The 25542-nt window shown below is 50.8% G+C and carries 25 protein-coding genes and 1 riboswitch; of the genes, 11 read left to right on the top strand and 14 right to left on the bottom strand.

Annotated elements, in window-relative coordinates; all coding sequences use genetic code 11:
- Positions 1–119 precede the first annotated feature (119 nt).
- The 8 genes from Q0499_RS09650 to Q0499_RS09615 all read right to left on the bottom strand — a co-directional run bounded on the left by Q0499_RS09650 (position 120) and on the right by Q0499_RS09615 (position 7482).
- Complete coding sequence (locus Q0499_RS09650; protein ID WP_299198715.1) at positions 120–947, bottom strand: prenyltransferase; 828 nt, start codon at positions 945–947, stop codon at positions 120–122.
- A 97-nt stretch (positions 948–1044) separates the two neighbouring features.
- Complete coding sequence (yegQ, locus tag Q0499_RS09645; protein WP_299198712.1) at positions 1045–2427, bottom strand: tRNA 5-hydroxyuridine modification protein YegQ; 1383 nt, start codon at positions 2425–2427, stop codon at positions 1045–1047.
- Positions 2428–2464: 37 nt separating this feature from the next.
- Positions 2465–3025: an RNA 2',3'-cyclic phosphodiesterase gene (gene thpR, locus Q0499_RS09640; protein ID WP_299198710.1), complete on the bottom strand. Its 561-nt coding sequence runs from the start codon at positions 3023–3025 to the stop codon at positions 2465–2467.
- A 99-nt stretch (positions 3026–3124) separates the two neighbouring features.
- Entirely contained in the window at positions 3125–3733 is a 609-nt protein-coding gene (locus Q0499_RS09635) for a glutathione S-transferase family protein (RefSeq protein WP_299198707.1), read from the bottom strand.
- Positions 3734–3757: 24 nt separating this feature from the next.
- Positions 3758–4726 (bottom strand): hypothetical protein, encoded by a 969-nt coding sequence (locus Q0499_RS09630; protein ID WP_299198705.1) that lies wholly within the window; start codon positions 4724–4726, stop codon positions 3758–3760.
- Between the two features lie 135 nt (positions 4727–4861).
- The gene (groL, locus tag Q0499_RS09625; RefSeq protein WP_299198702.1) at positions 4862–6508 is read right to left on the bottom strand and encodes a chaperonin GroEL; all 1647 of its coding nucleotides are present in this window, start codon (positions 6506–6508) and stop codon (positions 4862–4864) included.
- Between the two features lie 58 nt (positions 6509–6566).
- Positions 6567–6860 carry a co-chaperone GroES gene (locus tag Q0499_RS09620; RefSeq protein WP_299198701.1) on the bottom strand — a complete coding sequence of 98 codons (294 nt, stop codon included), beginning with the start codon at positions 6858–6860 and terminating at the stop codon, positions 6567–6569.
- Positions 6861–7002: 142 nt separating this feature from the next.
- Positions 7003–7482, bottom strand: coding sequence for an FxsA family protein (locus tag Q0499_RS09615; RefSeq protein ID WP_299198700.1), 480 nt, complete (start codon positions 7480–7482; stop codon positions 7003–7005).
- 430 nt (positions 7483–7912) lie between these two features.
- Between Q0499_RS09615 and Q0499_RS09610 the strand changes: the two genes are divergently transcribed.
- Both Q0499_RS09610 and Q0499_RS09605 read left to right on the top strand, forming a co-directional pair.
- On the top strand, positions 7913–8674 hold the full coding sequence (locus tag Q0499_RS09610; RefSeq protein WP_299198699.1) for an SDR family oxidoreductase: 762 nt from the start codon (positions 7913–7915) through the stop codon (positions 8672–8674).
- 201 nt (positions 8675–8875) lie between these two features.
- Positions 8876–9733: an alpha/beta hydrolase gene (locus Q0499_RS09605; RefSeq protein ID WP_299198697.1), complete on the top strand. Its 858-nt coding sequence runs from the start codon at positions 8876–8878 to the stop codon at positions 9731–9733.
- Between the two features lie 161 nt (positions 9734–9894).
- Here the strand turns inward: Q0499_RS09605 and Q0499_RS09600 are convergent, their stop codons facing one another.
- Positions 9895–10344, bottom strand: coding sequence for a GNAT family N-acetyltransferase (locus Q0499_RS09600; protein WP_299198695.1), 450 nt, complete (start codon positions 10342–10344; stop codon positions 9895–9897).
- Positions 10345–10453: 109 nt separating this feature from the next.
- Positions 10454–11458 (bottom strand): adenosine deaminase, encoded by a 1005-nt coding sequence (locus Q0499_RS09595; RefSeq protein WP_299198692.1) that lies wholly within the window; start codon positions 11456–11458, stop codon positions 10454–10456.
- Between the two features lie 302 nt (positions 11459–11760).
- On the opposite strand from Q0499_RS09595, the gene Q0499_RS09590 reads away from it, so the two are divergent.
- Positions 11761–12492: a thiopurine S-methyltransferase gene (locus Q0499_RS09590; protein ID WP_299198690.1), complete on the top strand. Its 732-nt coding sequence runs from the start codon at positions 11761–11763 to the stop codon at positions 12490–12492.
- A gap of 23 nt (positions 12493–12515) precedes the next feature.
- Here the strand turns inward: Q0499_RS09590 and Q0499_RS09585 are convergent, their stop codons facing one another.
- Together Q0499_RS09585 and Q0499_RS09580 are read right to left on the bottom strand one after the other, a co-directional pair.
- Entirely contained in the window at positions 12516–13781 is a 1266-nt protein-coding gene (locus Q0499_RS09585; protein WP_299198688.1) for an AmpG family muropeptide MFS transporter, read from the bottom strand.
- A gap of 84 nt (positions 13782–13865) precedes the next feature.
- Complete coding sequence (locus Q0499_RS09580; RefSeq protein ID WP_299198686.1) at positions 13866–14348, bottom strand: YajQ family cyclic di-GMP-binding protein; 483 nt, start codon at positions 14346–14348, stop codon at positions 13866–13868.
- Between the two features lie 119 nt (positions 14349–14467).
- On the opposite strand from Q0499_RS09580, the gene Q0499_RS09575 reads away from it, so the two are divergent.
- The 5 genes from Q0499_RS09575 (at position 14468) to Q0499_RS09555 (ending at position 19485) form a co-directional block, all read left to right on the top strand.
- Complete coding sequence (locus tag Q0499_RS09575; protein WP_299198684.1) at positions 14468–15370, top strand: 2-dehydropantoate 2-reductase; 903 nt, start codon at positions 14468–14470, stop codon at positions 15368–15370.
- 66 nt (positions 15371–15436) lie between these two features.
- On the top strand, positions 15437–16294 hold the full coding sequence (ppk2, locus tag Q0499_RS09570) for a polyphosphate kinase 2 (protein WP_299198682.1): 858 nt from the start codon (positions 15437–15439) through the stop codon (positions 16292–16294).
- Between the two features lie 71 nt (positions 16295–16365).
- Positions 16366–16593: riboswitch (cobalamin riboswitch) on the top strand.
- A 35-nt stretch (positions 16594–16628) separates the two neighbouring features.
- A complete protein-coding gene (locus Q0499_RS09565; protein ID WP_299198680.1) occupies positions 16629–18470 on the top strand; it encodes a TonB-dependent receptor in 1842 nt (613 codons plus the stop codon).
- Between the two features lie 70 nt (positions 18471–18540).
- Entirely contained in the window at positions 18541–19104 is a 564-nt protein-coding gene (locus Q0499_RS09560) for a cob(I)yrinic acid a,c-diamide adenosyltransferase (protein ID WP_299198677.1), read from the top strand.
- Between the two features lie 108 nt (positions 19105–19212).
- The gene (locus Q0499_RS09555; RefSeq protein WP_299198675.1) at positions 19213–19485 is read left to right on the top strand and encodes a hypothetical protein; all 273 of its coding nucleotides are present in this window, start codon (positions 19213–19215) and stop codon (positions 19483–19485) included.
- Positions 19486–19501: 16 nt separating this feature from the next.
- Here Q0499_RS09555 and Q0499_RS09550 read toward each other — a convergent pair whose 3' ends face one another.
- Positions 19502–20389, bottom strand: a complete 888-nt coding sequence (locus Q0499_RS09550) for a cobalamin-binding protein (RefSeq protein ID WP_299198673.1) — start codon at positions 20387–20389, stop codon at positions 19502–19504.
- Between the two features lie 162 nt (positions 20390–20551).
- On the opposite strand from Q0499_RS09550, the gene Q0499_RS09545 reads away from it, so the two are divergent.
- The 3 genes from Q0499_RS09545 to Q0499_RS09535 all read left to right on the top strand — a co-directional run bounded on the left by Q0499_RS09545 (position 20552) and on the right by Q0499_RS09535 (position 24298).
- Positions 20552–21739 carry an NnrS family protein gene (locus Q0499_RS09545; RefSeq protein WP_299198671.1) on the top strand — a complete coding sequence of 396 codons (1188 nt, stop codon included), beginning with the start codon at positions 20552–20554 and terminating at the stop codon, positions 21737–21739.
- Positions 21740–22045: 306 nt separating this feature from the next.
- Positions 22046–23896 carry a methyl-accepting chemotaxis protein gene (locus tag Q0499_RS09540; RefSeq protein WP_299198669.1) on the top strand — a complete coding sequence of 617 codons (1851 nt, stop codon included), beginning with the start codon at positions 22046–22048 and terminating at the stop codon, positions 23894–23896.
- Positions 23897–23992: 96 nt separating this feature from the next.
- On the top strand, positions 23993–24298 hold the full coding sequence (locus Q0499_RS09535) for a TfoX/Sxy family protein (RefSeq protein WP_299198667.1): 306 nt from the start codon (positions 23993–23995) through the stop codon (positions 24296–24298).
- Between the two features lie 108 nt (positions 24299–24406).
- Here the strand turns inward: Q0499_RS09535 and Q0499_RS09530 are convergent, their stop codons facing one another.
- A complete protein-coding gene (locus tag Q0499_RS09530; RefSeq protein WP_299198664.1) occupies positions 24407–25390 on the bottom strand; it encodes an MDR family oxidoreductase in 984 nt (327 codons plus the stop codon).
- Positions 25391–25542: the final 152 nt, after the last annotated feature.

Below are 25542 nucleotides of genomic sequence, written 5' to 3'. Positions count from 1 at the left end.
GGTAAAGTTGCTGCAGAATTATACACTAATTTAATCCCCAGGCGTTGTCCGGCATTAGTATAAAGAACAGCACCAGCGCCACTGTGCAGCACCGCTACAGCGCAGTGAATTTAATCCCATCAGAGGCTCAGGCAGTACAGCAGCCCAAACAGCATGAAAAACCGACCACTGGCCGGGGGTAGTGATGCCCTGCCCGCAGCGCCCTGCTGCTGTTTATACAGCCACCAGATCAGCGGCATACTCGCCAACCACCAGCCCCCGGAGATAACCCCGGTAAACCAGAGAGCCGCAGCAACCGCCATCACCAATAACAGTAACAGGAGATACAGTTTGCGGGCCTTGTCGAGACCGATACGCACGGTCAGGGTGCGTATCCCGGCATCCCGGTCGCTATCAATATCGCGTATCTCATTCGCCAGCAATAGCAAAGAGCTGATCAGACTGACCGGCACCGCACGCCAGAAGACCGGCCAGCTCAGCTCACCCACCAGAATATAATAACTACCGCAGACCATCAGCACGCCCATCAACCAGAACACCAGCACCACCGCCAGCCCCCGGCGCTTGAAGTTGACCGGCTCGACGGTGTAACCCAGTGCCCCGGCCAGCCCCACCATCAATAACACCAACAGCCCCAGCCCGGCATGACTGATCAGATAGATGCCGATCGCCGCCGCCAATAAAAAACAGCACAACCCGAGTCTGAAGTTACGAATCACCCGATCCCGCACAACAGGGCTTTTAAGGCGTTGCAGATCCGCATGATCATTAATCAGATTGACTCCGGCCTGCAGCAGCACTGCCGCAACAATAATCATCAACGCGATGCTATAACTAAAGCCCGGTAGCTCAAATGCACTGACAATACCCACCAGACAGGTGATCAGCGCCACCGCAAAGGAGAAAGGGCGCAGTGCCCGGCCAAGGGAATATTTATCCTGTTGCATCAGCACCCACTGTACTCATCTACCAAAAACTCTTTATCGAGATAAAAAAGACATAAAAAAAGGTATCTCAGGATACCTTTTTCTCAATTATTATCAATTAGTTACCACTTTCAAACGCCGGAGCATTTGGCAGATCGCGCATCAGCAGGGCATATTCCAGATCAACATCAATATCCAGCGGCAGGCGAACTTTATGGCCTGACCCGGGGGCACAGTCTTTGGTTTCGCCCTGGAGGTTTTCCAGATGCTCCAGCTTAAACTTGCGGTTGCCGGAAGGTGTCATCAGCTCAAGGGTATCACCTACCATAAAACGGTTTTTCACTTCGATATCGAGGGTGCCTCTTTGCGTATCGCGGCCAATCACCTCACCGACAAACTGCTGGTGCACGCCGACGGAGTTGCCGGTCTCATAGTTCTGGTACTCGTCATGTACATGACGGCGATAGAACCCTTCGGTATAGCCACGGTTGGCCAGATTTTCCAGCGTGTCCATCAGTTGCATATCAAACGGACGCCCCGCCACCGCATCATCAATCGCCTTACGATAGGCCTGAGCGGTACGCGCTACATAGTAGTGTGACTTCGTCCGTCCTTCGATCTTCAGTGAGTGAATGCCCATCTCTGTAAGACGGTGAACATGCTGAATCGCCCGCAGGTCTTTCGAGTTCATGATATAGGTGCCATGCTCATCTTCGTAAGCCGGCATATATTCGCCCGGACGGGTTTCCTCCTGCAGCAGATACATCCTGCTGGTCGGTTCACCCTCGCCCAGTGCGGGCTGAACAGGCTCTTCATTCAGGTCAAAATTCTCATTCGGATCAAAGTTCTGTACCGGAATCAGATCCCCATTGTCGCCCTGAGTCGCTTCATGGGCGTCATATTTCCAGCGACAGGAATTGGTGCAGGTTCCCTGATTCGGATCACGGTGATTGATATAGCCGGATAGCAGGCAGCGGCCAGAGTATGCAATACACAGCGAACCATGAACAAACACTTCCAGTTCAATTTCCGGACACTTCTCACGGATCTCGGCAATCTCGTCCAGTGACAACTCACGGGACATAATAATCCGTTCAATACCCGCCTGATGCCAGAATTTAACGCTGGCCCAGTTCATCGTATTGGACTGTACCGACAGATGGATCGGCACATCCGGCCAGTTCTCTTTAACCATCAGGATAAGCCCGGGGTCCGACATAATCAGCGCATCAGGCCCCATCTCAATAACCGGTCGAAGATCATCAATATAGGTTTTCAGTTTACTGTTGTGGGGCATGATATTGCTCGCCACATACAGCTTTTTACCCTGCGCATGGGCGATGTTGATCCCCTCATGCAGATTTTCCAGATTAAAGTCGTTGTTACGCACCCGCAGGCTATAACGTGGCTGACCGGCGTATACGGCATCGGCACCATAGGCAAATGCGTATTTCATATTGCGCAGCGTTCCCGCTGGTGAAAGAAGTTCTGGTTTAAACATTATTCACAACATTGAAAAGTTAGGTTCTGCAGTTGGCTCAGGCCATATCCTGCAAGGGAATGTTAAACAGCGGCGTATAGATAGAGCCACGCTCGCCTGGTTTACTCTGGAACAGGATCACCGAATCAGCCAGGCTGAAGAGATCCAGCGTCGGCCACTCATCGGGGGGGACAAACTGATTTCTGACAGGCAGCCGTCCCAGCGTAATATGCGGTTGAAAATTTTCCTCTTTAAACTCAATACCCGCTTCCAAAGCGATCTCCATCATCGCCCGGTTGAGACTGTTCAGCTCTTCATCTTCCTGGCTCATCGCCGCAACTACCGAGAATTTTTTACTCACCGGGTAATATTGAGCCGTATTGATCCGCACCTGAAATGAACGCACTTCAGCCAACTTATTGCGGGCGATCTCTTCCAGCTGGTCAACCTGCTCCAGTGAAATATCGCCCAGAAAGCAGAGCGTCAAATGATAAGATTCTGCATCAACCCAATCGACCTCTATCTGCTTATCATACTGACACAGGGTATCAGCGTAATCAGCCAACCATCGAGCCACAGAACCCGGCAGGGCCAGCGCAAAAAACGCACGAATATCCATTAAAGCGTTGTCTACCTCGTCAAAAAAGACTGACTATTCTGCCCGTCCGGGGGTTTGATCGCAATCACTAACCTGTATAAAAAAGCGGCAATTTTCCACTCAGGCATGCTGACGCACTTTTTCCTGCACCGGTAACGCCTGGATGCGACCAACCCAGCGGTCTATCGCCGGATAGTCAGAATAGTCGAAACCGGCCACTTTAGGCCAGGAGATAACCGTCGCACCATGTAGATCAGCGACCGTCAGCTTACCACCTACCAGGTAGTCTTTATCCTGCAGATGGGTTTCAAGTACCGGTAAGAAGCGATTCAGAAGCTGGCGCTGCGCATCAATCAGCTGCTGATCAGGTTTACCTTCGGCGTACTTGACCGCCAGCAGCATATCCAGAGCAGGCACTTCGATCTGATTACTGATAAACAGACTCCAGCGATACAGGTCAGCCTCCTGTTCGAGCGTATCCACCCACAACAGACCATCACCATATTTACGCGCCAGATAAAACAGAATCGCCTGACTCTCCCACAGCACCAAATCGCCATCCACCAAGGTGGGTAACTTACCGGTTGGGTTCAACTCCCGGTATTCAGACGTCTGAGTTGGCTCGCTTCGCGGCGCCATCGGGATATTTTCATACGCCACCCCCAGTGCCTCAAGGGCACACATCACCATGTTGGCACGGGAATAGACACCGCCATAAACTTTTATCATCGCACGTTCCTTCAGGTTGCGTTTTTATCTTGGCTGAAGCTGCTCTACTTTCAACTGCAGGTTATTCAGTTTCTGACGTATCTGTAACAACTCATTATTCATCAGCAAACGAGAGCCATCGATCGCCTTAACCGCCTGCTCGTTCACCTTGACCCGACGCTCCAGTCCTGCGGCCAGACCCTGATCCCCTTTCAGCGAGATCACCTGTTCAGCCAGTAACGCCATTTTCTTTTTCTGGTCTGCCTGCTGCAGCTCAACCGATTCGGTTAACGCCTGAAATTCCGTACTCAGTGCTGAGGCGCTCTGGCGAATAGCGGCCACCTGTTTGCTGTTATCGCTGCCTTTCGCCTCAGCCGTTTTCAACTGTTTATCCAGTTTAGCCAGATCCCCGGTCATCCCCTCAAGGGCCTTAGCCTGCGTATCGAGCCGGGCTGAAGCATCGCTCAACAGTTTTTCCAACTCAGCAATTCTCGGTGTATTACGCTGATGTGCGACCACCCAAAGCTTGCCATTCTCGGTATTTAATTTAGTGACTTCAGCATCAAGCCGGGTAATGGCTGAATCAAACTTACCCACATCAGCATCCAGCTTTTCAAATTTCTGCAGGGCTGCGGAGGCCTGCCGTTGCACCTGATTTTGCAACGTTTCACCTGTCTGAGCAGCGCTGTTACCGGCCACCAGAAACAGTTTCTGCAGTTCAACAATCTTCTCATCAACCGTCTGCCGCTCAACTTCGAGGGCTTGCAACTGCTGATGCTGCATAAAGTTCCAGTACGCCAGCCCCGCCACTGCTGCCGCCAATAACAATATGATCAGATAGCTCAACCCATTCCCACCAGAACGTTTCGTTTGCTCTGCGACAACCTGAGGGCGACTGGCAGCAGCGTTCTTGGGTGGCTCAGGCTGCGCCTTATCACCGGGAAGTTTGATGTTCGGCTCCCGCTCTGCCGGACCAAAGCTCGGAAGCTCCAGATCTTTATCCTGATCACGCATTTAAATTTCTCTGTCAGTTCAATATTTCAGTTCAGAACTGCCGATATTACACCATCTGACAGTTTTTTTGCCAAAAGAAAAGCCCCGTGCAGAACACGGGGCTTTCCAGGTAGCATATAGCTTAAGAGCAGATGATTACATCATGCCGCCCATACCACCCATACCACCCATACCACCCATGCCGCCCATATCAGGGCCGCCTTCAGATGGAAGGTCAGCAATCATCGCTTCAGTGGTGATCATCAGACCAGCAACAGAAGCCGCAGCCTGCAGCGCAGAACGGGTTACTTTAGCCGGATCAAGAATACCCATCTCGATCATGTCGCCGTATTCACCGGTCGCAGCGTTGTAGCCAAAGTTACCTTCACCTTTTTCACGGATGTTAGCAACGATAACGGAACCCTCTTCACCGGCATTACCGACGATCTGACGCAGAGGCGCTTCAAGGGCACGGAATGCCAACTCGATACCGACAGTCTGATCATGGTTGTCGCCTTGCAGCGCGCCCACTTTGTCCATGGCGCGGATCAGTGCAACACCACCGCCAGGAACCACACCCTCTTCAACCGCAGCACGGGTTGCATGCAGGGCGTCTTCAACGCGGGCTTTTTTCTCTTTCATCTCAACTTCGGTAGCAGCACCGACTTTGATCACTGCAACACCGCCTGCCAGCTTAGCAACGCGCTCCTGCAGTTTCTCACGGTCGTAATCAGATGAAGTCTCTTCAATCTGCGCACGAATCTGAGATACGCGGGATTCAATCGCCGTGTGTTCACCAATACCATCCACAACAGTGGTGTTTTCTTTGGTGATAGTGACACGCTTAGCCTGACCCAGCTGATCCAGAGTAGCGGTCTCCAGACTCAGACCCACCTCTTCAGAGATAACCGTACCGCCAGTCAAGATAGCCAGGTCTTCCAGCATCGCCTTACGACGATCACCAAAACCAGGTGCCTTAACCGCAGCAACCTTAACGATACCGCGCATGTTGTTCACTACCAGCGTCGCCAGGGCTTCGCCTTCAACATCTTCAGCAATGATCAACAGTGGGCGGGAAGTTTTAGCAACCTGTTCCAGAATCGGCAGAAGATCACGGATGCTGGAAACTTTTTTATCAACGATCAGCATGTACGGAGTTTCAAGCTCAACGCTCATGTTTTCCTGGTTGTTGATGAAGTAAGGAGACAGGTAGCCGCGATCAAACTGCATACCTTCAACCACGTCCAGTTCATTTTCCAGACCTGAACCTTCTTCAACCGTGATAACACCCTCTTTACCCACTTTCTCCATCGCTTCAGCGATGATGTCACCGATCTGAGTGTCAGAGTTAGCAGAGATAGTACCTACCTGAGCGATCGCCTTGCTATCTGCACAAGGAACGGCCATCAGCTTAAGCTGCTCGACAACAGCCGCAGCGGCTTTATCAATACCGCGCTTCAGGTCCATTGGATTCATACCCGCAGCAACAGACTTCAGGCCTTCATTCACAATAGCCTGCGCCAGAACAGTTGCAGTGGTAGTACCGTCACCGGCGACATCATTGGCCTGGGAAGCAACTTCCTTAACCATCTGTGCGCCCATGTTTTCGAACTTATCTTTCAGTTCAATCTCTTTTGCAACTGATACACCGTCTTTAGTGACAGTAGGAGCGCCGAATGCTTTATCCAGCACAACGTTACGACCTTTTGGTCCCAGCGTTGTCTTAACTGCATCAGCCAGAATATTTACACCTGCCAGCATACGTACGCGGGCATCGTTACCAAACAATACTTCTTTAGCCATTTTTAAAAATCCTGTGTCTAAAAAAATTCAATCAGAAATTCTTACCAGAGAGTCTTACTCAGCTCTCCAGCACACCGTAAATATCGCTTTCATTCATGATCAGTAGCTCTTCACCATCAATTTTAATGGTATTAGAACCGGCATACTGACCAAACAGTACAGTGTCGCCAACCTTAACAGCCAGAGCCAGAACGTCACCGGTGCTGGTAATACGACCAGTACCTACAGCAAGCACTTCACCCTGGTTAGGCTTTTCAGCAGCAGAACCTGGCAGCAAAATACCACTGGCAGTAGCGGCTTCTTCTTCTTTACGGCGAACAACGACACGGTCGTGAAGCGGACGAATTTTCATTGAATCTCTCTCCTGATCCGTTGATCAAAAAAAGTCAGTTTTGTTTTATAAAGTGCAGTCACTGACAGCGACTGCAAATCCTTGGATGACACACTAAGTGGGGGCGCTGAAAGACATTTCAACACCCGGACAAAATTATTTTTTAATCTTCCCGGCGGAAATCACCGTCAATAATATCGCCACTGTGTTTAGGATCGCCGTGGCGGGGGGGCTGCTGATGATTCAGCGTATCATCACTTTCCGCACCGCCCTGGCGCTGCGACATAGCCACTATTGTAAAGCGACTCATCAGCAACCGGGCAAAACGTTGGCGGGTAAAGGGAATAAGGCAGAGAAATCCGATCACATCGGTGACAAACCCGGGCGTCAGCAGCAAAGCGCCACCCACCGCCAGCACGATCCCCTCAACCATCTCATTGCCGGGAATCTGGCCTTCATTCATCCGTTGCTGAGCCCTGGCCAGAGTCGATAGCCCCTGATAGCGCAGCATATTCACACCAATAAACGCCGATAACAGCACCAGCCCAACGGTATACCAGGCCCCTATCGCCTGACCCACGTTAATCAAAACGGTTATCTCAATAACCGGGATGACAATAAATAGCAGTAAGAGAAAGCGCATAATGCTCCAATCCTGTGTCAGACACCTACATCCGTCAGCACAGCTAAAAAATAGTCACTCACGACGAAGTTTCTCGACACAATGAGCAAAACAGAAAAAACACTGAACATTCAACATAGTTAGGGACTCTTTCTCTTTTTTCAACCCCACAAAAACAACTCGCTATCGCAGCATTACGACTAAATAACTATAAAAAATCACCAATAACAGCGCACAATTTATTACTTAACAATCATACACTTAAGCAAAAAAGGACACAGCATTGACATTATAAGTCATTGTTTATTATGAATATTAAGCAATAGCCCTATTAGGCAGTAGACTTTTACGCAGAAGCGTTATAAGTTCTTACGCACAGCATTTTGCAATGCACAAATACGGCTATAATAAGAACGAAAATAAAATATAGAAGATAAGGTAGTAAAAACTGATGGAACTGAAAGATAAAGTAATCGTTATTACCGGCGGCGGTCGTGGTCTGGGTCGTGCTATGGCACTTGAACTGGCTGAAAAAGGCGCAAAACTGGCACTGGCTGATCTGGATCAGGAAGGCCTGGATGAAACCATTGGCATGTGCATGGAGTTTGGCGTCGAAGCCCGTGGCTACATCGCTAACGTTTCTGATGAAGACTCTGTGGTTAAACTGTTCAACGATGTTGCATCAGATTTTGGTGCCCTGCATGGCCTGGTAAACAACGCGGGTATCACTCGTGACGGTCTGTTCATCAAAGTCAAAGATGGCGAAGTCGTCAGCAAGATGAGCCTGGACAACTGGAACCTGGTTATCGATGTTAACCTGACCGGTACATTCCTCTGTGGTCGTGAAGCGGCTATTAAGATGATCGAACTGGGCAACGAAGGCTGCATCATCAACATCTCCTCTATCTCTCGTCACGGCAACATGGGTCAGACCAACTACACCGCAACTAAAGCAGGCGTAGAAGCGATGGCAGTTACCTGGGCAAAAGAACTGGCCCGTTACGGTATCCGTGCAGCCTCAATCGCACCGGGTTATATCGGTACTGAGATGGTAATGAGCATGAAACCTGAAGCGCTGGAAAAAATCGCTGCGGGCATCCCGGCTAAGCGCCTGGGCAAGCCACAGGAAATCGCCAACACTGTCGCGTTTATCCTGCAAAACGACTACGTAAACGGTCGTTGCATCGAAGTAGACGGCGCACTGCGGGTGTAATATCCCACACGTTACGCCTAAAAAAGCCAGCAGCGATGCTGGCTTTTTTTGTTTTCTGCACTCTAGCTACACAGCACCAACTTATCTGCTTGCTTGAAAAACCACTAAAACACCCCTCAATCACTTTTACAGTAACCTTCAACGTCATTCCCCTGTAAGCTGAAGAACAAACCAACACCGGCAAACTACCATGGATCTGCAATGACGATATACAAATCAGCTGAGGGTGAACAGGCCGTTCAGGAATATTACCAAACGTTCATCGATCACTGGCCGGTGGCCTGTCAGCAGTTAACACTAACCACCCGGTTTGGTGAAACCCATGTGCTGACCTGCGGTGATGAAACGCTGCCACCTCTGCTGCTGATGCATGGTGCCATGGCGAACGCCACCGCCTGGTTTATGGATATCGAGGCGTGGTCAAAGCATTTTCGCATCTATGCTATCGATATGATCGGCGAACCCGGCCTGAGTGCACAGAAACGCCTGCCGCTGGACACTGATGCCTACACCCTGTGGCTGGATGACGTGATGCAGGAAACGGGGCTTTCTAATGCCGCAGTGGTCGGCGAATCACTGGGCGGCTGGCTGGCACTCGACTACGCCAGCCGACGGCCGGAAAGAATCACAAAACTCGCCCTGCTGGTGCCGGGCGGTGTCGGGCCACAACGTAAATTTCTGTTCAAAGCACTGCCGCTGATGTTGTTAGGCAAATGGGGCAAACGCAAAGTGCGTGAAATGATCTTTGGTCCCGAAGAGAAAAACCCATCCCCTACTATCCTGAAATTCAGGGAGTTCTTCGCGCTGATCACCCAGCACGTTAGGCCCAGAATGGATAAGCTGCCGATCTTCAGCGATAAAGCCCTGCAAAACATCCGCACTCCGATGCTGGCCATTGTCGCAGGCAAAGATGTCCTGCTCGATTCCAAAGCAACGCAAGACAGGCTCGAAGCCAATGTCGCCAATGTTAAGGTAATCTACCAGCCGGAAGCCCGACACCTGATTCGGCATAGGGAAGCGATCTTAGAATTCTTGATGAATTCTAAGAGCAGTGGCTAATAAAAGCAGTGGCTAGAACGAAAAGCTTCGCTTTCCTGCTAGACGCGGCTTCGCCGCTTGCTCGTGGCTAGGAGAGCCTTCTTTATGACTATAGGGAGGCTTTTAAAAGGATGAGCTTTGTAAGGAGGTTACTATTAAAAGAATAAGAACCTTCGCGCCGATTATTTCGCACCATCCAATTCCATTGGCTGAAATGAGATACCGTCTTTTGAGCCTACAGGACCTGACTCAACGAAACCAAACCGTTTATAGACTGGCACAGCATAAAGAGATGAGCGTAAAGAAAAGCTTTTGCTTTGACTGCGTTCTTTAGCATGAAGCCATAATAGACGAGAGATCCCTCTTCCCTGAAACGCTTCCGCTACAAACAGATGATAAAGATGGTTACCGCCTTTGATAGAGATGTAGCCAATGAGTACTCCTGCTTCTTCAAAAACGAAATTGAGATATTCAGGACTGGAAACCCTGGCAGCAAATGCCGCCTCTGTAATCGACTCCCTAAACCAGAACGGCAGCTCCTGCCCTGGCTCATCGAGGTAAAAATGCGACAATGAAGCAACCAAATCTGCGATCTGGAGCACATCACTTTCAACTGCTATCCGAATACTCATCTATTATGTAAATTCAGGGTTATTTTCATGAATACCGCACCAATGCTTTACGCTTTTTCTAACAACTAGCAAGCGACGAAGTCGCGTCTGGGAGCCGCGAAGCGGCGTTCTAGCGAGCCACGCAGTGGCGGTCTAAAAGAGCGAAAAGCTCTTCTTTGCGCTCTTTTTTAGCAAAGCTGTATTCAAAGCTATTGCGGGCCAGTTCCACTGCCTGTTCTTGTGTCATCCCCAGTCCCTTTTCAAGGGCGATGAAGTTTTCCGTCAGGTAGCCGCCGAAGTAGGCCGGGTCGTCGGAGTTTACGGTGACTTTTACGCCCTGCTCCAGCATCTGCAGGATGTTGTGCTGGCTCATATCGTCAAAGACTTTCAGCCGGGTGTTGGACAGAGGACATACCGTCAGAGCCACTTTTTCCTCTGCCAGCCGTTTTATCAGTTGCGGATCATCGATCGCCCGCACACCGTGATCAATCCGATCAACTTTGAGAATATCCAGTGCGTCAATCACGTTTTGTGCCGGACCCTCTTCGCCTGCGTGGGCAACGGTCAGGAGTCCCATATTGCGGACTTTGGCAAATACCCGTTCAAACTTAGCTGGAGGATGCCCTTTTTCTGAGCTATCCAGGCCGATGCCAATAATCTGATCCAGATAGGGCTCCGCCTGTTGCAGAGTCTCGAACGCGGCATCTTCACTAAGGTGGCGCAGGAAGCACATAATCAGACCAGAGCTGATGCCATATTCGGTTTCAGCTTGTTGCAGGGCCCGGCTGATACCACTGATTACGGTGGCAAAAGGGATACCCCGGTCAGTGTGAGTCTGGGGATCGAAGAAGGGTTCAATATGGAGAATATTCTGCGCCTTGCAGCGCTCGACATAGGCCCAGGTCAGGTCATAGAAATCCTGCTCGGTCAGAAGCACCGCTGCGCCCTGATAGTAGAGGTCAAGAAATTCCTGCAGGTTTGCGAAATTGTAGGCCTGGCGCAGCTGGTCAACCGCGCTATACGGCAACGCAATCCCGTTGCGTTCAGCCAGCGCGAACATCAGTTCTGGTTCCAGTGAACCTTCCAGGTGAAGGTGTAGTTCCGCCTTAGGCAGGTCATTCAGAAATTGATCCATCAAACACCCCAATCTATCTGTTTCGTTTTAGTGTAGTAAAAATGAAACGCTGTTTCTTATCAATTGTTTATCTATTTTTTCTAACGGCTTAAGTGGACTGGTTATTGCAACTAACCATTGTGATAGCCGTTATTGTCATGAACAGATCAATTTTGCGCTCGCCACACTCCGCCACCGATGAGCTGAAATATCAGCAACGGGCCGCATAGTTCCACTGGGGTTACCGCAACTCAGTTTCTGACTCACTACTGAGCCATCCATTTAGCGCAGCCCCCGGGTTGGCTTTATTACAAGAGATTCTCATGACCGATAAACCCGACACTGCGCTACAGGCTCACTCAGATGCCCTCCCGGCAGCCAATACCGACAAACGGCAGGATAACCTGCTGTGGTTACAGATGTGGACAGATAAGCAAACCGAGTTTCACCAGCTGCTGGTCAATCCATTACTCGCACGGTTCTGGGGCGGGCAGTCATTGCCCAAAGGTAGCCGGGTGCTGGTGCCCCTGTGTGGCAAGAGCCAGGATATGATCTGGCTTGCAGCCCAGGGGCACCGGGTGGTTGGTGTCGAGTTAAGTCCTGTTGCCGTGAAAGCCTTTTTCACGGAGAACGGTTTAAAGGTTAAAAAAACACGCGAAGGCAATTTCACCTGTTGGCAATCGGGATTGATTACTATCTGGTGTGGCGATTTTTTCTCATTACAAAAACATCATCTGGGCAAGATTGATATCGTTTTTGACCGTGCTGCACTGACGGCGCTGCCCGAAACCGTCCGGGGTCAGTATATCGCCCAGCTACAAACACTTATCGAGCACAGCAGTCAGATTTTTCTGCTTACCGTTGAGGATATCGATAATGGCAGCCTTCAGACGACCGATATGATTGATGAAGAAATTACCGCGTTATACGCAACACACTTTGAGATCAGTCTGATGCACACGGAGAGCGCTAGTGACGGTGAAACGCACCAACCCGCAGCATTTCATAGCGAAAGCAAAGTGTATCAACTGACCTACAGGCCCATTTCAGTTTGAAGTCGATGCCGGCCTGTCGATTGTCACTCTGCGACTTGATCGCCATTCCAGGGAGCCACTTTCAGTAACAACAACATCCCCGGTATCGCCAATACCGCACAGATATAAAAGAACAGATGCCAGCCGACCGCATCGACAACATAACCGGTGAAGGCATTGACGAAAGTACGGGGCAACGCGGCCAACGCGGTAAACAGCGCAAACTGGGTGGCGGCAAAGGTGATACTGGTAGAACGGGCAATAAACGCGGTGAAGGCTGCTGTCCCCAACCCGACTCCGAGATACTCGAGACTGATGACCACCGCCAGTACTAGTTTGTCAGGCCCCGCCTGGGCCAGCAGCGCGAATCCCAGAATAGTCACCACCTGCACCACACCAAAGATCCACAGTGCACGGTTAATACCCAGTTTAATCATCCACAGGCCGCCGAGAATACCACCCACCACCGATGCCCAGAGTGCCGAGGCTTTCGCTATCACTCCGATCTCTGTCAGACTGAAGCCCATATCGATATAGAAGGGTGTGGACAACGCGGTGGCCATATTGTCACCCAGTTTATAGAGAAACATAAAACAGAGGATCTGCAGCGCCCCGGTCCACCCCAGCCGGGTAATAAATTCGCGGAACGGTTCGACAACCGCTTCTTTAAGGGTTTTCGGCGCCCGGGGTTCCATGATCGGCTCGTTAACCACCAGCGTCATGATCACGCCCAGCAACATAAACGCCGCAACGATAATAAAGACACTGCTCCAGGGCAGGATATCCGCGAGAATCAACCCCAGAGCGCCCGGCACTAAACCGGAGATACGATAAGCCTGCACGTGTACGGAGTTACCCCAACCCAGCTCCTGTTCTGGCAGCAGTTCACGACGATAGGCATCCAGGACGATATCCTGACTGGCGCTGAACAGGGCAACGGCGGTCGCCAGGTAGGCAATACTCATAATCGACAAGGTCGGATCAAACAGACCTAAGCCAGCGATTGAGCCCAGCAAAGCCAGCTGCATAATCATCATCCAGCCACGCCTGCGCCCCAAGAATGGAGGAATATAGCGGTCCATCAGCGGCGCCCACATAAACTTCCAGGTGTAGGGGAAGGTAACCAGGGCAAACAGGCCGATCTCCTTCAGCCCTACTCCTTCCGCCCGCAGATAAGCGGGTAACAGCTGAAACAGCACATAGAGCGGCATACCCGAGGAGAAGCCGGTAAAGATGCAGATCAGTGTCCGCCGGTTAAATACCGCGTCTAACCAGTTTTGTTTGTTGTCCGGAGTTTTTACCGCGTCCACTTAAAATCCTTTCTGGGTAACGTTTAGCCGATCTTAGCTAAGCAACAGGAACGGCAGCTGAATACTGCCGTACCAGAACCAGAATCAATCGCGGAAGTTGGTATATTGCAGTGGCAGTTCCAGATCTTCTCCGCGCAGCATCGCCATCACTTCCTGAAGATCGTCCCGCTTTTTACCGGTCACCCTCACCTGATCGCCCTGCACCTGAGACTGAACCTTGAGTTTTTTATCTTTAATCATTTTGACAATTTTCTTACTAAACAGCTGATCCAGTCCCTGCTTCAGGGTTACCAGCTGACGCGCCCGCATATTAGCTTTATGGGGTTCGCCGACATCAAGACTCTTAATATCGATCTTACGCCCCACCAGCTTGTTGCGCAGAATATCCATCATCTGTTGTAACTGGAAATCCACTTCCGCGTGCAGGGTAATAACCTCTCCTGCAAGTTCAAATTTCGCATCAACCTTATTAAAGTCATAGCGCGTACCCAGTTCCCGGTTAGCCTGGTCAACCGCATTACTGACTTCATGCATGTCCAGCTCAGAAACAATATCAAAAGATGGCATCGAAATTACTCCTTAAAACACTACTGCCGCTCGCCCGGCGGTCTAATTCGTTTGATCCTGCCTATCATACCGTTATGATGATCATACACATACCCCATTCAGCATAGGATTCTGAACATATGCACTGGCATATTCTGGGCGCGGGCGCGATCGGCCTGCTCTGGGCAGCAAAATTACAAAAGGCGGGTCACCAGGTCACTCTGATTCTGCGTACACCTGAAAAACTGGCGCAGTACATCGACACCGGCCACTTTCAGATCAGCCATGACGCAAACACCGAGCGTTTTGTGGCCGAAGCGGAACTGGCCAACAGCGATACGCCCATCAGTCATCTGCTGCTGACAACAAAATCATTTGCTGTCACTGACGCCTTTAGGTCAGTAAAACAGCGATTAACTGAAAATGCCCGGGTCTTGTTGCTTCATAATGGCATGGGACCACAGCAACAGCTGACAGAAGAACACCCTCAGCTGGAAATCTGGGCAGGCAGCACAACTGACGGTGCCTACTTTGATCATCCTTTTAGCCTTATCAGGGCGGGCATTGGTGAAACCCATATCGGCCGATTGTCTGCTTGTGGCAGCGATCTGCTGTTTCAGGAGCTGCAAGGGGTTGATGATCAGCTCCACCATACAGCCGATATTGAAACCGTGCTCTGGCGCAAACTGGCGATTAATTGTGCCATCAATCCACTCACGGCGCTGTTTAACTGCCGTAATGGCGAGCTGTTGAAATATGACGACCGTCGGGCAGCGATGGCGCAGATCTGTAAAGAGGTAGATGATGTAACCAGAGCCCTGGGCATCACCCTGTTTGAGCGTAAGCTGATGGAAGAAGCCTGGGATGTGGCAGAGCTGACCGGCAGCAACCACTCATCCATGCAACAGGATGTCAGCCACAAGCGCCCCACCGAGATTGAAACCATCACCGGTTATCTCTGCGGGGTCGCTGACCAGGCCAACATAGCCACCCCGGCTAACCATCTGGTGTTAGACGCTATACGGGGTTTTGACGCGCGATAGCAGGGCTGTTTGTCTGCGCAAAAACAGTTCTGTAACATGTTTATAGGTAATAACAAGGATCTTTAAATGGCTAAGAAACATGCACAGATGAGCCCTTCCGATCGACGCCAGTCGCAAGGACTGGGGGAGGATTACCCTTACGACAGCAAGCTGTCGAAGAAAAAGTATAAGAAAGAGAAGCAAAAACTACAGATCGAACTGCTGAAAATGCAGAACTGGATCAAAGAGACCGGCCAGAAAGTCATCATCATATTTGAAGGCCGGGACGCAGCAGGCAAAGGCGGTGCGATTCAGCGTTTTACTGAGCACCTCAACCCCCGGGGCGCCCGTATCGTGGCACTGGATAAGCCCTCCAGTACCGAACAGGGACAGTGGTACTACGAGCGCTACCTGCAACACCTGCCAAACGCCGGAGAAATTGTGCTTTTTGACCGCTCCTGGTACAACCGGGCCGGTGTCGAACGGGTGATGGAGTTCTGTTCAGAGGAGGAATATAAGCTATTCCTCAAGCATACGCCGATGCTGGAACAGATGCTGGTGGAGAGTGGTTTCCGCCTGTTCAAATTCTGGTTCTCTGTCAATCAGCGTGAGCAACAACGACGCTTCGACGAACGCCGTGAAGACCCGCTAAAACACTGGAAACTAAGCCCGATGGATCTGGCATCGGTAGAGCGCTGGAAGGAGTACACCAAAGCCAAGGAGGCGATGTACCACTATACCCATACCGAATTCGCGCCCTGGAAAACCATCATGTCGGATGACAAGAAGCGCGCCCGACTTAATGTGATGAGGATAGTGCTGGACGCCCTGCCCTATGAAAACAAAGACCCTAAGGTTGACCTGGTGCCGGACAGCAACATCGTTGCTGAGGCAATGGATCGCACCCCACAGTTCAGCAAAAAACATATACCTGAGATTAACTAAAAAAATAGATTAGAACGCTTCATAGACAGCTGACTCATTTTCATTTGACCAGAGCGCAACTGCAACTTAGAGTAGCGCCTCGCTCTACTGGTGCCCGACGCTGATTCTACAGCCAGGGTTAATCGGGAAGTCTGGTGCGCTCCTTAATCGAGCAAGTCCAGCGCTGCCCCCGCAACGGTAAGTAACCGCAAAACTGACATATGCCACTGTCATGGGAAGGCGTCAGTTGTTGTCTGACGATCAGCTAATCACTGATCAGGTTACAAGCCCGGAGACCGGCCAGTAGTCAGTTCACTCTTTAAGTGCACGGTGGGTGCGCTAAACAGGAAACACAATGAAACGATCCAGTCTCTATCAGGCTGTGCTTTTAGGCACTTCGCTGATCTTTGCTACGGCCGCAGCACAATCCAGTAACACCGAAGCAAACTATCCCGCAGACAACAACACTCTGAAAACCATTGTCGTATCAGCAAACCTGATCGAACAACCGATTACCGAAACCATTGCCTCTGTTTCAGTCGTCACCGCTGAGGAGATACAGCGCTCCCAGGTGGACTCCGCCAAAGCAGCGATCAACCTGTTGCCGGGGGTAAACTTCACCAGCAGCGGTGCACGCGGCCAGGCTGCTGCACTCTATACCCGGGGGACAGAGTCAGATCACACCCTGATTCTTCTGAATGGTATCCGCATAGGCACGCCCACCGCAGCCGGTACGCGACTGGAACTGATTCCGGTTGATCAGATTGAAAAAATTGAGTTTGTCAGAGGCCCACGCTCGGCGCTCTATGGCTCTGATGCGATTGGCGGGATTATTCAGATCTTCACCAAAAATGGTGACAAAAAGGCCTCAGGTTCGGTTGCCCTTACTCTGGGTGATCAGGGCACACAAAAGCTATCCGGCAGCTATTCTCAGCCCTATAGCGACAACGGAAGCCTCTCTGTTGCATTATCGGCCGATCATCATGATGGTATAGATGTCAAAGATGATGCAGAGTTTGATAAAGATGGATACCGCAACCTGTCCGCTAATATTGGGGTGGACCAACAGTTAACTGACCGCATTAGTCTTAACCTGCAAGCGAGTAAGTGGCAGGGCAACAGTGAGTTCGACACCACCTGGGGCGGTAACGAGTCCGATTTTGAAAACGAACTATACTCTGCTCGTCTCAGTTACTCGGGTGATCGCTTCGATAGCGCCCTGAGCACCGCATATGTTAAAGATGATAACCTGACTTACGGCAACGGTATCAGTCGTAAGAATGGCTCCCGCTATGTCACTGAACGCCAACAGATTAACTGGCTTAACACTGTCTATATTAACAACAGCACCCTTTCTGCCGGGCTTGATTATCTGAATGATGATCTGAGTGAGAGTACCGAAAGCTACACGGTGACCAGCCGTGAAACAAAAGCAGCCTTTATCGGCCTGCTGCACGAGGGGGAGAATTACCAGGCGGAGCTCAGTGGACGTTTCACTGACGACGAGCAGTTTGGCGAAAACACCACCTACAGTGCCGGGTATGCCTATCAGTTCAAGCCAGTAAAAGTAGCGCTCAGCCACGGCACGGCGTTTAAAGCCCCCACCTTTGATGACCTGTATTACCCCCTGAGCTTCGGTTATCAGGGTAACCCTGACCTGAAACCTGAAGAATCTGAAACCACAGAGCTAAGTTTTTCAGGCAACGGTTCGGCCCTGTGGCAGATCAGCTTCTACAAAACAGATGTCCGCAACCTGATCAGCACAAATGATACGTTTACCACCGTAGAAAACACCAACAAAGCGGAAATCGAAGGCGTCGATGCCAGTTATCAGATAGGTTATGGCCACTGGAACCATACACTGGCATATCAGTACGTTAACGCCAAAGACGCTGAGACGGGTAAAAAACTGCGTTTCCGGCCGCAGGACACCATCAAGTGGCAGATTAACTACGCTGCCAGCCAATGGTCTGCCGGTAGTGAAATCATCTGGGAGGGTAAGCGCTATACCAACTTGGACAACAGCAGTTCACTGCCCGCTTTTACCCTGGTAAACCTCTATACTACCTATCAGGCAACCCCTGAATGGTCACTCGGCGGTCGAATTGAAAACCTGTTCGACAAGGAGTATCGAACCAATCCCGGCTATACTACTCAGAACCGTTTGCTAACTTTTTCGGCGCGATATAGCTTTTAATTCAGCGTCTGGAAAAAGACCCAAAGGCTGAATGATTTTATTCAGCCTTTTTTATGTCAAGGATAAACCTATGGCCAACCGCCTCACCAAAATCTACACCCGTACCGGCGACAAGGGCACTACCTCTTTGGCCAACGGCAGCAAGGTAAACAAATACCATCCCCGCATCGAAGCGCTGGGGGATACCGATGAACTGAACTGCCTGCTGGGGGTATTGATTGCTGAACTTCCCGCTCAGCAACCGTTAAGGAAACTGTTGCTACAGTGCCAGAACGATCTGTTTGATCTGGGGGGTGAACTGGCAGTCGCCGATCCGGGCTACACCGTTATCAACAGTGAAGTGATCACGCAGATGGAGCAACAGATCGATACGATCAACAGTGATCTGCCGCCGCTCAGGGAGTTTATCCTTCCCGGCGGCAACCGGGCAGCCGCCCTGTGCCATCAGGCACGCAGTGTGTGCCGCCGTACAGAAAGACGGTTTGTGGAACTGGCAGACCAGGAAACGGTCAATCAGATAAGTGCCACCTATCTGAACCGGCTGTCCGATCTGTTGTTTGTTGCAGCCCGGGTGCTGGCCCGACAGAACGGTGGCGATGAAGTATTATGGCAGCCGCGTAAGCCTGCTGAATAAAAAATATAGACCCAGAGCGTGATTAGCAGCGATGCTATTAACTTAGCTTTTAAGCGGCTCTGAATACGGCACTTAAATAAGCCTTTAGTAAACATTGAGAGAAACACTATGTTGCGTTTAATCGCCCCACTGACCCTTGCTCTTTCAGCCACTTTTTTAGCACCGCTGGCGCAGGCAGACTGCTCCGATGAGCAAAACTGGTGTGAAACTAAGTGCGAAGTTAAACATATGACGGATGACGCAGCCGCAACAGGCTGTAAGTCAAAGTGTGTCGCTGAACGCGCTGCCTGCAGCACTCAGGCAGGTGCAGAAACCGCCTGGGATGCCACCAAGAAAGCCGCAGAGAACACCAAATCATTCATTAAAGGGCTGACAGAGTAACCCCCATCAGCCACGCCTAAGGATCAACCCTATCCCGGGCCTGTTGCATCGCCTCACACATCTGTTGTGCGCCATCCAACAGGCGTAGGGTAGGACGGTACAACCGATCTTCATTCAGACGATAAAACTGACCGTAACGACTGGCCGTCAGTTCTGGCCAGGCCTGCCACTGCCGTTCCCAACCTTCAGGCACATTCTCTCCGGTCAGAATGATCTGCGGGTCGGTCAGCAGCACCGACTCTACCCCTAAACGGGGAATCGCTTCCCGGTGTCCACTAAACGGGTTTTCACCGCCACACAACCGGATTACCTGATCGATCATCTGACTGTGATTAACCGTCATCAGCGGCTGATACCAGAGCTGATAAAATACCCGTAGCTTTGTTCTGTCTGAGTAACGCCGCTGTAGTGTGGCTAATCGCTGTTCAAATAACACCGCCTGAGCCTCTGCCTGTGGCAGTTGCAACAACTGTCCCAGCGCCCGCAGGTTGTATGGGATATCACTGAACACTTTAGGGTCTGAGTAGTACACCGGAATCCCCATCTGCTCCAACCGCTGCAGGGGCAGTTGAGGGTTTCCCCCGGCCCATGCCACCACAAGATCGGGTTTCATGGCAATAATCGCTTCCAGATTAAAGCTCTGAGAATCGCCGATGACGGGGATATTCAGCGCCTCAGAAGGGTAATCACTATGACTGACAACCCCAATAACGTAATCACCCGCTCCGATAGCAAACAGGTTTTCAGTGATGTGCGGTGATAGCGCGATAACCCGCCGGGCCGGTTGAGCAATATCAATCACCCGGCCCCGGTTATCTGTCACACTGATCCCCGCTTCGGTCACCGAAGCAGATAATAACTGGCTGCATACAAGCAGGATAAAAGCGGGTAATGTCAAACGCATAACTAATCGCCGGGTCCCTGATTTTGAAATAGTTCGGAGAGGGTTCTGATAAAGTTGAGATTTTACTCTACTCCGCTACGAAAAGTGCCGCTGCCGTCACAGATAGTATAGAAACCGTTATTTTTAGTCGTCTTTCATCAGGAAAGACAGGGTGAACCTTTTATGCAGATTCAGGAACCACACCAGGGCAAGCGTTTTGCCCTGTTTAATCTGGGCTTTCGTCCCTTCTTCCTCTTCGCCGCGCTATCCAGTTTGCTGCTGATGACCCACTGGATGATGTTGCTGGGATCAACTCAGCCGACCTACAGCTATTATCAGATTAGTCAGGTCTGGCATGGTCACGAGATGCTGTTTGGTTATGCTGTCGCCGTTATCACCGGCTTTCTGCTGACAGCGGTGCGCAACTGGACCTCAATACAAACGCCCTATGGCGCAAAACTGGCTGCGCTGTTTCTGCTCTGGCTGGCCGCCCGTCTGCTGCCGGTGTTTTCTGAATATATCATGCCACTTCCGGCGCCATTGATAGCGATCACTGATCTTCTGTTTTTACCCCTGGTGGCACTGTCGATAGCGCTGCCCATTATCCGTTCTGGCAATTACCGCAACCTGATCTTCACCGTCATTCTATTGGCGATGACACTCGCTAACCTGCTGATTCATCTTCAACTGCTGGGTATCACTGAGTCCACGCTTGCCCGAGGGTTACAGCTAGAAGTGGGACTAATTGTAGTGGTGATGGTGATGATGGGCGGCCGGGTGATCCCGTTTTTTACCGAGCGGGCGCTGGCCTTTGACGCGAAACGCTATAGCTGGATAGAAAAATCGATTATCCCACTGGCATTTGGCTGGCTCGTTGCAGATCTGCTGCAGTTTAGCCTTATAGCCACTATTCTCGCCGCAGTGAACGCAACGCTTAACCTGATTCGTCTAGCGGGCTGGTTTAAACTGCGCATGATTCGCAATCCACTGATCTGGATTCTGCATGTGGCGTATCTGTTTATTGTACTGGGTTTTGCCTTGAAAGCGCTCAATGGTCTGACTTCCTTCTCCCCTTATATAGCAACCCATGCCTTCGCCGCTGGTGCGATAGGGTCGATGACTCTGGGCATGATGGCCCGGGTGGCGCTGGGCCATACTGCGCGGCCGCTGAAACTGGCAAAAATAACGGTAGTGGCTTTTGTACTGATGATCGTCGCGGGTGTCATCCGGGTATTTCTACCGATGATTCCTGAGCTGTATACAATGGCGATCCATCTTTCCGGCGGACTCTGGATACTCGCCTGGCTGCTGTTCCTGATTCCCTATACGCCGATTCTGCTAAAACCCAGGATAGATGGACAGTTTGGCTGATCACAACGGCTCCAATACCCGAACAGGTAAACCCTGCACAATTATGTGCCAGTGGAGGGGTCAGCTTGGTGCACAACAACGCTCAAATAAGCGATCTGTTATTGTTTCTCCGTATTTCTGGCCCATCGATGTTCTGAACCGCAGTGTCAGAAATACTGGCTCTGAGGTCAGGAAGCCCCGTTAGATCTGTATTTTAAGAGCTGTATATTAAGCCCTGTATTTTATTCCTGTTATGAATTATATATTCCCTATGGAACAGTAATTGCTTGTGAATAGTGCTTCTTTGGTCCTCTGATGGAATCAGTAATGACACTATTTTCTAAACTATTTGGCACTTCAAACGGCACTGCGGCGGATAAGAGCGGTTCCGTTGCCAACACCCTGGCCACCGAAACCCTGGACTATCAATACTTTTCCGACGAGGAAAAGCGTTTCTATCGTGCCTTACAGTTGATTAGTGGACAAACCGCCCAACTCTCCCGCCAGGTTTTCAGAGCACTGGAAGCCCAGGAAAACTTTCTCTCTGAGATTAGTCAGCGCGCGACTAAACTCGATACGGAACTGCAAGTCGCTAATAACTACCTCAGCAGTTCCAACTCAACGGTGGGGGCATTACAGCAACAGATTGAGGTTGAAGTGCAGGAAGTGAACACCTCTATTAATCAGTCTCTGGAAGAGATCAGCAATGCTCTCTCGGAAAAATCCGTTAATGTAAATGAAGTGCTCGACGGTATTCTCAAAATCGGTAAAGGGGTCAACCTGCTGGCACTCAACGCTTCAATAGAAGCCGCCCGCGCCGGCGAACATGGCCGCGGGTTTGCGGTTGTCGCCGATGAAGTCAGGCGTCTGGCTAACGTGACCACTGAACAAGCGCATCAGGCCGCCAAGCAACTCGACTTCACTCAGGTTAACGCAGATCTGCATAATATTAGTCGTGCCAATACGGAAAAACTGTCTAATTTTGTTGACGTGATTCAATCAGCCACGGGGCAGTTAACGGAACTGTTTAACTCCATTGGTGAACAGCTCAGTGCGGTCATGGACAATACCGCAGTGATCTTTGAAACCCTAGATATGAGCAGTGGAACCATGCAAAGGATCGGCGGGAAAAGCCAGCTCATTAATAAAGTCGTCGAAGAGATGTCCCTTGGATTAGATAAAGTCGATATCCACAGCGCCGATATCAATTCAGCCTCCCAGTCGATTAACACAACGCTCAAAAAATTACATCTGGTCGCCGATGCCGGACACGACCAACTGGATGATGTGCTCAGCAGAGGCAAACTGCGCGTGGCGATAGAACCTAACTTTGTTGGCTTATCATTCCGGGAAAAACTGGGCGAACCGTTAAAAGGTCTGGATGTTGATTATGCCACCGCATTTGCCCGCTACCTCGGAGTTGAGTGCGAGTTTATCGAAACCCCCTGGGACATGTGTACAGAGTTGCTGACATCGGGCCAAAAATTCGGCCAGCCGCCGGCCGATATCATCATCAGTGCACTGCCACCCTCGGCTGAGTATGACAATGTTGCCTACTCCGAAGCCTATACCTATCTGCCCTGGATTTTAGCGCGGCGCAAAGGTGACGCCCGAATTAACTCGATCAACGATCTGCAGGACAAAGTGGTCGGCGTGGTAAATGACCCAGCAGGTTTAATGATTCTGGAAGACCTTGGCATCCGCTGGAGCAGTAACGAAAAGAAACCCGGTGGCACCATCATGCTGAACAACCTGATCGCATACTCAGACCAGTCACGCATCCATCACTGTCTTGCTGATGGCATTGTAGACGCCTTCGGTATCGATCTGCCGATCTATTACTGGGCGTGCAAAAACCCGGCAAGCCCCTGGTTTGATAAAATTGAGATTATTCCCGGCAACCTGGCAGCCAGGCCTTTCTTCTATACGATGGTCGTCAATGGCGATGCCTCTGGCTATCGTCTGCTGGCTCAGGCAAACCAATTTATCCGTTGGTTTAAACAGCAGAGCGAACGCACCGCAATCGAACAGAAATGGCAGGGGACTCCTCTGGACGGAACCGGTTCCTATCGTGATGAGCCCGGAAACCTGATGGGTGAAGCTGAACTGAAAAAGAGTTATGAAGCCCATTGCCACAAATTTAATCTCGAACCTAAAGACATAATAAATGTTGTTTAACAAAGCGATACACGTCACCTAATCTATCCACCTTTCAGAACACTGTTGCGACCGGTATCCTTACTCTGCCGATAAAACGTAAGCGGATATATTAAGATGGTTAAGTTAAGAGATCTGCCAGGATTAGGGCCAAAATCTGAGGCATGGCTGATGGAAGTAGGAATTACCAGCCCCGATGAACTCAGAGAGATCGGAGCAGTCAGAGCGTTCACCAGACTCCAAAAGAAGTGCAGCACTAAACCCAGCCTCAACTTTCTCTATGCGATGGTCGGCGCAATAGAGGGTAAAAACTGGCTTAAAATCGCCAAACATGAAAAGAGTCGTTTACTAACAGAGTTGGAAGGTTACCAGGAGCTGGAAGCCCTGTTCAACGCCGAAGAGGGAACGATAGCCCCGCAGTGAACTCAGTTATGAATAAAAAAGGGGACTTTCCAGCCCCCTTTTTGCTTTTTCTAACACGTCGCACAGCGACCTCTAACCACTGGCAAGGCGCTGCGGCGTTATTATTTCTTACCGGTTAGGATCAACCAGGGTACGGCCCTGAATCTTACCGGCAACAATATCAGCCGCGGCCTGAGGCAGTTCGGCAAGCCCGATGACACTGGAGATCTCTCCCAGCGCATTATCCGGCAGATCGGTCAACAGACGATTCCAGGCCTGAGTACGGATATCTACCGGACACATCACCGAATCCACGCCCTGCAGACGAACGTTACGCAGAATAAATGGCATCACCGTGGTAGGTAGTTTATAACCTCCGGCCAGACCACAGGCTGCCACCGTGCCACGATAATCGGTTTCTGCCAGCACCCGGGCCAGCATCGTATCTCCAACGGTATCAATACCTCCGGCCCAGCGCTGCTTTTCAAGCGGTCGGCACGGCTCAGCCATCTCTGCACGGGACAGCAGCTCGCTGGCCCCAAGGCCCCGCAGATATTCATGGGTTGACTCACGCCCGGTCACCGCGGCAACGGTATATCCCAGTTGACTCAGAATCGCCACCGCCACACTACCGACGCCACCAGCGGCCCCAGTAACGACCACGGTACCACGCTCGGGCGTAATGCCTCCCTCTTCCAGCGCCATCACACAGAGCATTGCTGTCAGACCGGCGGTACCGATAGACATCGCTTTAGCGGCATCCATCCCTTCAGGCATCTTCACCAGCCACTCCGGCTTCATCCGCGCGAACTGGCTATATCCGCCCCAGTATCGCTCACCCACGCTCCAGCCAGTCATAATAACGTTATCGCCGGGCTGGAATTCAGGACTGTGGGACTCAGTAACAACTCCCGCAAGATCGATGCCGGGCACCATGGGGAAACTATGCACAATTTTACCGCTGCCGGTAATCGCCAGACCGTCTTTGTAGTTTAGTGAGGAATACGTTACCTCAACCAGCACATCCTCATCCGGCAGATCACTCAGTTGCAGCTGTTTGACTGCGGCCAGTGTTTTCCCCTCTTCCTGTTCCAGTACCAGAGCATTAAACATACTTCACCTCACCTTAACCTTTTGACGGTTTATCAATTAGAGTTTTGAACATTGAACAACAACGAGTGCTGGTTCAACATGATAATCAGGCATACGTCTCCGTAACTTACTATCACTTACCTGCTATTCCTTACGTGCAATTCCTTACGTGC

This window comes from uncultured Amphritea sp. (assembly GCF_937127095.1).
GTDB lineage: Bacteria > Pseudomonadota > Gammaproteobacteria > Pseudomonadales > Balneatricaceae > Amphritea.
This window is presented reverse-complemented; position numbering and strand designations above follow the sequence as displayed.

Excerpts from the sequence above, each read along its gene's own strand:
- Q0499_RS09650 (WP_299198715.1), bottom strand. The coding sequence starts at position 947 with ATGCAACAGGATAAATATTCCCTTGGCCGGGCACTGCGCCCTTTCTCC.
- yegQ (WP_299198712.1), bottom strand. The coding sequence starts at position 2,427 with ATGTTTAAACCAGAACTTCTTTCACCAGCGGGAACGCTGCGCAATATG.
- thpR (WP_299198710.1), bottom strand. The coding sequence starts at position 3,025 with ATGGATATTCGTGCGTTTTTTGCGCTGGCCCTGCCGGGTTCTGTGGCT.
- Q0499_RS09635 (WP_299198707.1), bottom strand. The coding sequence starts at position 3,733 with ATGATAAAAGTTTATGGCGGTGTCTATTCCCGTGCCAACATGGTGATG.
- Q0499_RS09630 (WP_299198705.1), bottom strand. The coding sequence starts at position 4,726 with ATGCGTGATCAGGATAAAGATCTGGAGCTTCCGAGCTTTGGTCCGGCA.
- groL (WP_299198702.1), bottom strand. The coding sequence starts at position 6,508 with ATGGCTAAAGAAGTATTGTTTGGTAACGATGCCCGCGTACGTATGCTG.
- Q0499_RS09620 (WP_299198701.1), bottom strand. The coding sequence starts at position 6,860 with ATGAAAATTCGTCCGCTTCACGACCGTGTCGTTGTTCGCCGTAAAGAA.
- Q0499_RS09615 (WP_299198700.1), bottom strand. The coding sequence starts at position 7,482 with ATGCGCTTTCTCTTACTGCTATTTATTGTCATCCCGGTTATTGAGATA.
- Q0499_RS09610 (WP_299198699.1), top strand. The coding sequence starts at position 7,913 with ATGGAACTGAAAGATAAAGTAATCGTTATTACCGGCGGCGGTCGTGGT.
- Q0499_RS09605 (WP_299198697.1), top strand. The coding sequence starts at position 8,876 with ATGACGATATACAAATCAGCTGAGGGTGAACAGGCCGTTCAGGAATAT.
- Q0499_RS09600 (WP_299198695.1), bottom strand. The coding sequence starts at position 10,344 with ATGAGTATTCGGATAGCAGTTGAAAGTGATGTGCTCCAGATCGCAGAT.
- Q0499_RS09595 (WP_299198692.1), bottom strand. The coding sequence starts at position 11,458 with ATGGATCAATTTCTGAATGACCTGCCTAAGGCGGAACTACACCTTCAC.
- Q0499_RS09590 (WP_299198690.1), top strand. The coding sequence starts at position 11,761 with ATGACCGATAAACCCGACACTGCGCTACAGGCTCACTCAGATGCCCTC.
- Q0499_RS09580 (WP_299198686.1), bottom strand. The coding sequence starts at position 14,348 with ATGCCATCTTTTGATATTGTTTCTGAGCTGGACATGCATGAAGTCAGT.
- Q0499_RS09575 (WP_299198684.1), top strand. The coding sequence starts at position 14,468 with ATGCACTGGCATATTCTGGGCGCGGGCGCGATCGGCCTGCTCTGGGCA.
- ppk2 (WP_299198682.1), top strand. The coding sequence starts at position 15,437 with ATGGCTAAGAAACATGCACAGATGAGCCCTTCCGATCGACGCCAGTCG.
- Q0499_RS09565 (WP_299198680.1), top strand. The coding sequence starts at position 16,629 with ATGAAACGATCCAGTCTCTATCAGGCTGTGCTTTTAGGCACTTCGCTG.
- Q0499_RS09560 (WP_299198677.1), top strand. The coding sequence starts at position 18,541 with ATGGCCAACCGCCTCACCAAAATCTACACCCGTACCGGCGACAAGGGC.
- Q0499_RS09555 (WP_299198675.1), top strand. The coding sequence starts at position 19,213 with ATGTTGCGTTTAATCGCCCCACTGACCCTTGCTCTTTCAGCCACTTTT.
- Q0499_RS09550 (WP_299198673.1), bottom strand. The coding sequence starts at position 20,389 with ATGCGTTTGACATTACCCGCTTTTATCCTGCTTGTATGCAGCCAGTTA.
- Q0499_RS09545 (WP_299198671.1), top strand. The coding sequence starts at position 20,552 with ATGCAGATTCAGGAACCACACCAGGGCAAGCGTTTTGCCCTGTTTAAT.
- Q0499_RS09540 (WP_299198669.1), top strand. The coding sequence starts at position 22,046 with ATGACACTATTTTCTAAACTATTTGGCACTTCAAACGGCACTGCGGCG.
- Q0499_RS09535 (WP_299198667.1), top strand. The coding sequence starts at position 23,993 with ATGGTTAAGTTAAGAGATCTGCCAGGATTAGGGCCAAAATCTGAGGCA.
- Q0499_RS09530 (WP_299198664.1), bottom strand. The coding sequence starts at position 25,390 with ATGTTTAATGCTCTGGTACTGGAACAGGAAGAGGGGAAAACACTGGCC.